Genomic DNA, 7,087 nt, shown 5'->3' with positions numbered 1-7,087 from the left:
AACCCGCCACCGAACCCGCCCCCGCCACCCCAGCTGCCACCGCCGCCGAAGCCGCCGCCGAAGGGCCCCACGCCGCTGGCCCAGCGGTTGCCCCGACGCATGCCACGCCGCCCGCCGCCACCTCCCATCATGTTGAGGAAGATGATGATCAGGATGACGATCAGGCCGACGGGGAAGTTGCCGCCGCGCCTCTGTTCACTGCGCGGCGCTTGAATCGGCGCCACGTCAAGCGCGACATTCCGTCCACGCGCCACCCGTTGGGCAACGCTGGTCGCGCCCGAGAGCAGGCCCCGGCCGTAGTCACCGGCGCGGAAGAACGGCGTCATCGCGCGGCTGGTCTCGCCGGCAAACCCGTCGGTGATGAAGCCTTCGAGCCCGTAGCCGGTCTCGATCCAGACTTGCCGGTCGTCGAGGGCGAGGACGATCAGGATGCCGTTGTCATTGCCCTTGGTGCCAACGCCCTTGCCGCCGTTCTCGAACATCTTGACGGCATACGAACTGAGGTCGGCCCACGGCTGAAACGTCTTCACCGTGGCCACGACCATCACGTCGCCGCTCGCGGCCTGCAACTGCCGGACGAGCGACTCGATCGCGCGCTCGGAAGCTGGATCGATCACGTCGGCAAAGTCGTTCACCGGTGCGGTGAGCTCGGGAGGCGCGGTCTGGGCTCCGGCCGGCAGCGCCCAGACGCAGAGCGCGAGCGCCAGGAAGAGCCTACGCACGAACCAGGTCACGCCCGTTTCCACGTATCGACGAACCGGGCCAACTGCTCAACGGCCGTCAGGTAGCCGGGGAACAGCCGCGACCCGTCGACCCCGGCACCGGACGCGCCGCCGCTGAACGCGAGCACGTCGCCGACGACGCGGGGATCCAGGCCGGGCCGGTGGGCGGCGAACGCGCCGAGGTCGGCGTTGGTGTCGGCGGCGTGCCCATCCAGCCGCGCCAGCCGGCGAAGCAGCAGCGCGAAGGCCGGCGCCGAGTCGGTGACGAGCGCGGCCACCGCCGACGGCTTGCCGCCGCACTCCACGAAGTCTTCGCGCAGGTGCAGCAGGTGACTCTTGACCTGCACCTCGCACGCCCGACGCAGGTCGTCGGCCCCAATCGCCAATCCGGCAAACGGGTCGGCGCCGAACAGCAAGCGGTGGGTGTCGATGATCTCGCCGTACTCCACCGGGAACGCGTCGAGCGATCCCGCGAACTCGTCGTGGGTCAGCAGCAGCGGCGTGGCGCTGCCGGCACGGTGCCACGACGCCGCGCGCGCGGCGCACGCCTCGAGGTCGTCGTGCGTCAGCGTGCGCACCAGCACCAGGCTGGGCGCCGGCGCCGCGTGCCCGTGGCCGTAGGCCATGAACGCCTCGAGCCGGTCGCCAAAGATGCGTTGCAGATCGTGAAGGGTGGCGGCGAGTGGTCCGCCGTGCTGACTGTCCATCTCTTGTAGAATACGACTCTTCTTGGTCAGCTGTTCGAATATGCGCCTGCGCGAAATCAATTTGGGATGTTTTGGCGGCGGCACCGGCCTGCCGAGCTTGTTGGGCGGCCTCAAACGCAACCCATGGTTGCGCTTGAACGCCGTCGTCACCATGTTCGACTCGGGAGGCAGTTCGGGCCAGTTGCGCGACGAGCTGGGCGTGCTGCCGCCCGGCGATGTGCTGCGGTGCGCGCTTGCGCTGTCGCGCAATGAAGGCGAGGCGCGGCGCGTGCTGCTGGCCCGCCTGCCGACACTCGAGCATGCCCGGCTCGGCGGGCACACCGGCGGCAACCTGCTGCTGTCGATGATGGAGCGTTACAGCGGCGACTTTCTGGCCGCGGTTGACGGCCTGCGGGCCCTGCTCGGCTGCCGCGGCTTCGTCTGGCCGGTCAGCGTCGAGCAGGCGACGCTTTGCGCCGAGTATGCCGATCGGCAAGTGACGCGCGGCGAAGTCGAGGTGGACCAGGGCCACGCTCGCGGCCATCACGTGACCCGCGTCTGGCTCGAGCCGCCGGCGCAGATTCATCCGGGCGTCAAGGCCGCCATCGGCACCTTCGATGCGGTGGTGATCGGTCCGGGCAGTTTCTTCACGAGCCTGTTGCCGACGCTGCTGGTGGACGGCGTCGCCGACGCCCTCGCCGGCGTCTCGGGCCCGATCGTGCTGGTGTCAAACCTGCTGACTGAAGGTCGCGGCATGAACGGCTTCACCGCTGCCGACGAAGCGTCGTGGGTCAGCCGCACCATCGGCCGGCCGGTGGACGTGGTGATTGCCAACGAAGGGTACCCCTCGGCTGACGCGGTGGCGCAGTACGCCGCCGAACACAAGCAGCCGCTGGCGATCGGCCAACTGCCGGCGGGCACCGAGGTGGTGACCGGCGAGTTCTGGCGTTCGGAGATGGCGCGGCACGACCGCCGGCGCCTGTCGTACGCCGTCTGGTCCGTGCTCTCGAGGAGACTGCTCGTATGAGGATTTCAGGAATCGTGGCCCGTGTCGTGATCGGCGTGCTCCTGCTCGTGCCGGTCCTGGCGACCGCGCAGGGCATGGATGCCAACGCCGTGCTCGCCTCGATCGATCAGAAGGGCGCCGTCTACCGCGACGTCGCCATGAAGATCTGGTCGTTCGCCGAGGTCGGCTACCAGGAAACCAAGAGCAGCGCCCTGTTACAGGAACAGCTCAAGGCGGCCGGCTTCACCGTGACTGCGGGTGTGGCCGAAATTCCCACCGCGTTCACCGCCACCTGGGGCGCGGGCAAGCCCGTGATCGGGATCATCGGCGAGTTCGATGCGCTGCCGGGCCTGTCGCAGGCGGCCGAGCCCAGCAAGCGCGCGCTGGTGCCCGAAGGCGCCGGCCACGGCTGCGGCCACCACTTGTTCGGCACCGCCGCCACCGCCTCGGCCATCGCCGTCAAGGAGTGGCTGAGCGCCAACCAGCGCTCCGGCACCTTGCGCTTCTATGGCACGCCGGCCGAAGAGGGCGGCGCCGGCAAGGTCTACATGCTGCGCGCGGGCCTGTTTGACGACGTCGATGCCGTGGTCACCATGCACCCAGGCGACCGCAACGCCTCGAGCGCCTCGAGCACGCTCGCCAACATCACCGGCAAGTTCCGCTTCCGCGGTCTCTCGGCCCACGCTTCGTCGGCGCCCGATCGCGGCCGCTCGGCGCTCGACGGCGTCGAGGCCATGAACAACATGGTCAACCTGATGCGCGAGCACGTGCCCTCCAACTCCCGCATCCACTACGTGATCACCAACGGTGGCCGCGCCCCGAACGTCGTCCCCGACTTCGCCGAGGCCTACTACTACGCCCGGCACAACGACATGCGCGTGCTCGACGGCATCTGGGAACGCATTACCAACGCCGCGCGTGGCGCCGCGCTCGGCACCGGCACGACGATGGAGTTGGAGCTGACCGGCGCGGTGTGGAACGTGCTGCCGAACACCTATCTCGTCGGACTGATGCAGCAGAACCTGCGCAAGGTGGGGGGCTATGAGTACACCCCGGCCGAGCGCGAGTTCGCCGAAGGCATTCGCAAGTCGCTCGACGGTGAGCTGCCGCCCATCGACAGCGCCAACTCGGTGTTCGCCCCCGAGGCCGGCGTCGGCAGCGCCTCGACCGACCTGGGCGATGTCAGCTGGCGCGTGCCGACCGTGCAGTTGACGGCGGCGACGTGGGTGCCGGGCACGCCGGCCCACAGCTGGCAGGCCGTGGCCGCCGGCGGCATGTCGATTGGCGCCAAGGGCATGATGGTGGCGGCGAAGGGCATGACGCTGATGGCGATGGATTTGTTTTCGGATCCCGCGCACCTCGTCAAGGCCCGGGAAGAGTTCGACGAGCGGCGTGGGCCCAACTTCAAGTACTCGACTCGCCTGGCGGATCGCAAGCCGGCGCTTGATTACCGAAAATAAGAACTAAAGGAGTTCAGGAGATCAGAAGAAGACAACTAGTCTTTTTCTGGCCTCCTGGCCGCCTTCTTCGGAGCCGTCCTGGCCTTGGCCTTTGGCTTTGCCGTCTTGGTCCTTGAAGGTTTAGTCTTCGTGTTCTTCGCGTCCTTCGTGGTTGCCTTGACCGGTGCCTTCATGGTCAGGGCGCGCGCGATGATCTTCTTGAACATCTCGCCCGTGTCGCCCGTCTTGGCCGGGGCGTTGCTCAACCAGAGGTCCGGCGTCTTGCCTTGCAGAATCTCGGCGAAGTCCGCGTTGGGCGTCTTGACGCTGAGCGGCGCGAACTCCGCGATGTCGATCGGTCCCGACCAGTCGTCCTTGTGCTTGATCAGCAGCCAGCTGTTCGGTGCGCCGCCAAAGCCGTGGGTCTTCACCAGCACCCACGACCCCTTGAGCTTGTAGCCGTTCAACCGGAACTTGAGGTCGCCCTTCCGGAATGCCGCGTCGACATCGACTTCCGGCTCCCAGGTGCCCACGTCCCACAGCATCACGATGCCGGCGCCATAGCCCTCGGGGATGACCCCTTCGAAGGTGCCGTAATCAAGGGGGTGGTCTTCGACGTGCATGGCCAGCCGCTTGTCGCGCGAATCGATCGACGGCCCCTTGGGCACCGCCCACGACAGCAGCACGCCGTTCCATTCGAGCCGCAGGTCGTAGTGGAGGTGCGAGGCCAGGTGCTTCTGGACGCAGAAGAACAGGGGGGCGCCGGCCTTCTTGCGGACGGGCGTGTCGCCCGAGGGCTCGGGCGACTTCGTGAAGTCGCGTTTCTTTCGATAGTCGTCCAGTGCCATTTTCGAAAAAGGGCAGCCAAGTAATAGGCTAGCCTATTCCGTTGGCCATGCCCTTGATACGCATTTCTGTCTCCAGTTGTCTTCGTCGCGCGACCCTAGCGGCACTGATCGTCGGATTCGTCGGCCTGTTCGATGGGACCGCGCTGGCACAGCCGCCCGCTGGCGCGACCCCTCCGGTGGTGCCTGTGCCACCTGCCACCATCGTGCGCGATGGCCAGGGGCAGGCCACCGTTCGCACCATGCCGTTGCCGTCGCCGCTCACGTTTGATGGCCGACTGGACGAGGCGGTCTACCGTGACGTGCCCTCATTCGGCGACTTCATCCAGCAGGATCCGATTGAAGGCGGCGCGCCCACGGACAAGACCGAGGTGTGGGTGTTCTACGACGATGAAAATCTGTATGTGAGCGCGCGCTTGTGGGAGTTGCATTCCGAGCGCCGGGTCGCCAACGAGATGCGCCGCGATTCGTTCAACCTGTACGGTAACGACCACTTTGCGGTGGGTCTTGACACATTCAACGATCGGCGTAACGGCTATGGCTTCTTCGTGAACGCCCTGGGCGGCATCGCCGACTCGCAGGTCATCAACGAGCAGTTCAATCCCAACTGGAACACGCTGTGGGATGCTCGAACGGCGAATTTTGATGGCGGATGGACGGTCGAAATCCGAATCCCTTTTCGTTCGATTCGCTTTCAGGAGGGCGGCGACACCTGGGGCGTGAACTTCCGTCGCCTGGTGCGGTGGAACAACGAGAGCACGTTCCTGAACCCGGTGCCGCGGTCGTGGGGGCGCCGCGGGATGGCGAAAATCTCGTCATCGGGCCCCCTCGTCGGCCTGGCCACGCCCACTAAGCAGCGCAACGTCGACGTGAAACCCTACGGGCTCGGCTCGCTGCTCACCAACCGGCTGGCGACGCCGCCGATCGACAACGACCTGAACGGCGAGTTCGGAGCCGATGCGAAATGGGCGATCACCCAATCGGTGGTCGCCGACTTCACCTACAACACCGACTTTGCGCAGGTGGAAGACGACGAGGCGCAGGTCAACCTCACCAGGTTCAGCCTGTTCTTTCCTGAGAAGCGCGAGTTCTTTCTCGAGGGACAGGACTACTTCAACTTCGGCGCCGGCGGTGGCGGCGGTGGCGGTGGGGGCGGTGGCGGCGGCGGTGGCGGTGGCGGTGGCGGCTTCAACAACCCGGCCCCGCTGCTGTTCTACAGCCGCCGCATAGGGCTGTCGAACGGTGTCGCCGTGCCTATTCTGGGGGGAGGCCGGCTACTCGGCCGCGGTCGCGGCTTCCAGATCGGCGCGCTGCAAATGCGGACCGAGGACGAGCCGCTGGCCAATGCCGTGGCGACCGACTTCACCGTGTTGCGCGTCAACCGGGACGTGTTTCGCCGCAGTCGCGTCGGCGTGATTGCCACGCGCCGGGCGCCAGGGGTCGCGGCCGGGATCGCCGAGAACTACGCCTACGGCGCCGACGCCGCGTTCAACTTCCTCACCGACCTGTCGATTACCGGTTTCTGGTCGAAGACCGACACGCCCGATCGTGAGGGCCGCGACACCAGCTATCGCGGCGCGTTCAACTGGAATGCCGATCGCACCGGTCTGCAACTGGAGCACCTGTACGTCGGCGACAACTTCAATCCCGAGATTGGGTTCGTCCGTCGCGCCGCGTTCAAGCGCTCGTACGGGCAGGCCCGGTTCAGTCCGCGGCCGACCAGCGTACGCGGTCTGCGTAAGCTGTTTTTCGAAGGCAGCCTCGACTATTACGAGAACACGGTCGGCAATGTGGAATCGCGCGAGGTCCAGGGCCAGTTTCGCATGGAGCTGACCACCAGCGACCAGGTAGGTGTGGAGTACACCGACGCGTTCGAGCACCTGGACGCATCGTTCACGGTGGCGCCTGGCGTCACCATCCCGGCTGGCGACTACCAGTTCGGGCAGGTCAAGGCGACCTGGTTCATGTCGGCCTCGCGCCGCGTGTCGGGTTTTGCCAGCGTCACCGCCGGCCAGTTCTATGGCGGCACGTTGCGTGAGTTGGCGTGGCGCGGCCGCGTCGAGCTGTCACCCCAGCTGTCGCTCGAGCCCCAGCTGTCGCTCAATCACGTTGACACCCCCTACGGCGCCGGCAACACCAACGTCCTCGGTGCGCGCACCACCTATACGTTGACCCCGCGCATGTTCGTCAGCGCCTTGCTGCAGTATCAGTCGTCGGTCAAGGCGGTCACCAACAACCTGCGCTTCCGCTGGGAATACCAGCCCGGCAGCGAGCTGTTTGTCGTCTACAGCGACGCCCGCGATACCGATGAGACGGGTTTTCCGCCACCGATTCTGAATCGCAGTTTCGTGGTGAAGGTCACCAAGCTGTTCCGCCTTTAGGCCGACGC

At 66.6% G+C, this 7,087-nt stretch carries 5 protein-coding genes and 1 pseudogene; 3 read left to right on the top strand and 3 right to left on the bottom strand.

What is annotated here, in order from left to right; genetic code table 11:
- Together Q8T13_18655 and Q8T13_18650 are read right to left on the bottom strand one after the other, a co-directional pair.
- On the bottom strand, positions 1-722 hold a 722-nt coding region (locus tag Q8T13_18655), incomplete at its 3' end, for a TPM domain-containing protein (GenBank protein MDP3719786.1).
- A gap of 8 nt (positions 723-730) precedes the next feature.
- A complete protein-coding gene (locus Q8T13_18650; protein MDP3719785.1) occupies positions 731-1,429 on the bottom strand; it encodes a hypothetical protein in 699 nt (232 codons plus the stop codon).
- Between the two features lie 40 nt (positions 1,430-1,469).
- Between Q8T13_18650 and Q8T13_18645 the strand changes: the two genes are divergently transcribed.
- Positions 1,470-2,435 carry a YvcK family protein gene (locus tag Q8T13_18645; protein MDP3719784.1) on the top strand — a complete coding sequence of 322 codons (966 nt, stop codon included), beginning with the start codon at positions 1,470-1,472 and terminating at the stop codon, positions 2,433-2,435.
- Positions 2,432-3,874 (top strand): amidohydrolase, encoded by a 1,443-nt coding sequence (locus Q8T13_18640; GenBank protein MDP3719783.1) that lies wholly within the window; start codon positions 2,432-2,434, stop codon positions 3,872-3,874. Before Q8T13_18645 ends, Q8T13_18640 begins: the two co-directional genes overlap by 4 nt.
- Before the next feature lie 344 nt (positions 3,875-4,218).
- Here the strand turns inward: Q8T13_18640 and Q8T13_18635 are convergent.
- A pseudogene (locus tag Q8T13_18635) lies at positions 4,219-4,701 on the bottom strand (DNA polymerase ligase N-terminal domain-containing protein).
- A 47-nt stretch (positions 4,702-4,748) separates the two neighbouring features.
- Between Q8T13_18635 and Q8T13_18630 the strand changes: the two are divergent.
- A complete protein-coding gene (locus Q8T13_18630) occupies positions 4,749-7,079 on the top strand; it encodes a DUF5916 domain-containing protein (protein ID MDP3719782.1) in 2,331 nt (776 codons plus the stop codon).
- Positions 7,080-7,087: the final 8 nt, after the last annotated feature.

This window comes from Acidobacteriota bacterium (genome assembly GCA_030697165.1).
In the GTDB taxonomy this organism is placed as follows: domain Bacteria; phylum Acidobacteriota; class Vicinamibacteria; order Vicinamibacterales; family UBA2999; genus 12-FULL-67-14b.
The sequence above is the reverse complement of the archived record's forward strand: the minus strand, read 5'-3'. Positions and strand labels throughout refer to the sequence as shown.

Excerpts from the sequence above, each read along its gene's own strand:
- Q8T13_18650 (MDP3719785.1), bottom strand. The coding sequence starts at position 1,429 with ATGGACAGTCAGCACGGCGGACCACTCGCCGCCACCCTTCACGATCTG.
- Q8T13_18645 (MDP3719784.1), top strand. The coding sequence starts at position 1,470 with ATGCGCCTGCGCGAAATCAATTTGGGATGTTTTGGCGGCGGCACCGGC.
- Q8T13_18630 (MDP3719782.1), top strand. The coding sequence starts at position 4,749 with ATGCCCTTGATACGCATTTCTGTCTCCAGTTGTCTTCGTCGCGCGACC.
- Q8T13_18640 (MDP3719783.1), top strand. The coding sequence starts at position 2,432 with ATGAGGATTTCAGGAATCGTGGCCCGTGTCGTGATCGGCGTGCTCCTG.